The sequence below is a fragment of the Microbispora bryophytorum genome, from assembly GCF_006874465.1.
In the GTDB taxonomy this organism is placed as follows: domain Bacteria; phylum Actinomycetota; class Actinomycetes; order Streptosporangiales; family Streptosporangiaceae; genus Microbispora; species Microbispora bryophytorum.
The window spans coordinates 1-1,276 of sequence record NZ_VIRL01000060.1; the positions used below are offsets into that span (position 1 = coordinate 1).

Annotated in this window: 2 protein-coding genes; both read right to left on the minus strand. The window is 71.2% G+C overall.

Features of this window, described 5'->3' with window-relative positions; all coding sequences use genetic code 11:
• A partial coding sequence (locus FLX07_RS35775) for a cellulose-binding domain-containing protein (protein ID WP_244311179.1) occupies nucleotides 1-674 on the minus strand: 674 nt, incomplete at its 3' end.
• Between the two features lie 49 nt (nucleotides 675-723).
• A partial coding sequence (locus FLX07_RS35780; RefSeq protein WP_208762577.1) for a cellulose binding domain-containing protein occupies nucleotides 724-1,276 on the minus strand: 553 nt, incomplete at its 5' end.

The following is a 1,276-nucleotide window of genomic DNA, read 5'->3' on the forward strand; positions in this document are numbered from 1 at the left end:
GGCGCGCCGGGCGAGTAGTGCATCGTGGAGGCCGAGTAGTAGTAGGTGTCGTCCACGCGGAAGACGTCGATGTCGGCCAGGTCCTCCCACAACACGGGGTTGGAATAGCTCGACGACGGCGGCCACGGCCCGTTCGTCGGACTCGCCGACGGCGACGGGCTGGGGGAGGGACTCGGAGACGGGGACGCCGAGGGGCTGGCACTCGGGCTCGCGCTGGGACTGGCACTCGGACTGGCACTGGGACTGGGGCTGGGGCTGGTCACGGTTCCACTGCAGGTGGTGCCGTTCAGTGCGAAGCTCGCCGGCACCGGATTGGACGAGGTCCAGGCGCCGTTGAAGCCGAACGACGTGCTGCCGCCGGTCGGGATGGCGCCGTTGTAGGAGGCGTTGGTCACGGTGACCTGGGAGCCCGACTGCGTGTAGCTGCCGTTCCACAGTTGGCTGATCGTCTGCCCGGCCTGGAACGACCAGGTCAGGCTCCAGCCGTTGACCGGGTCACCCAGGTTGACCACGTCCACGTTGGTGCCGAAGCCGCCCTGCCACTGGTTGGTCACGGTGTAGGTGACCCGGCAGCCGGCGGCGGCGCGGGCGGAGCCGGCGGTCACGATTCCGAGGACGCTCAGCGCCGCGGCCATCCCGGCCGCGAGCCAGCGCCGATGTCGAGTGAAGCGCACGAGAATCTCCAGGGGGATAGGGAGCGCGAACGCGGTGGGCTTGGCGGACTCAGCCCGCGGTGCAGGTCAGCGTGGGGACGCCGTTGGCGCCGTTCCAGGTGCCGAGGAATCCGAACTGGGTGCTCGCGCCCGCGCCGAGCGCACCGTTGTAGCCGGCGTTGCGGGCGGTGACCTGGGCGCCGCCGGCGCTGATCTCGGTGCTCCACGACTGGGTGACCGTCTGGCCGTTGCCGAACTGCCAGCCGACCGTCCAGGAGGAGATGGCCGAGCTGCCCGCGGTCACGGTCACCGTCGCCTGGAAGCCGCCGTCCCACTGCCCGGCGATCGCGTACGTGGCCGAGCACCCCGCGCCGCCAGGCGACGGGCTGGCCGACGGGCTGGCCGAAGGACTGGGTGACGGGCTGCGTGACGGGCTGGGCGAGGGACTGGGTGACGGGCTGGGACTGGTGCCGGGGCCCTGCCCGATGCTGCCGGGGACCGACTGGAGCGCCGCGTACCAGGCGGCGGCCATCTTGTCGTAGCCGTTGGCGGTGGGGTGGATGCCGTCGATCAGGTCGCCGGTGGTCAGCTTGCTGTGCATGTCGACCAGGTGGACGCGCTTG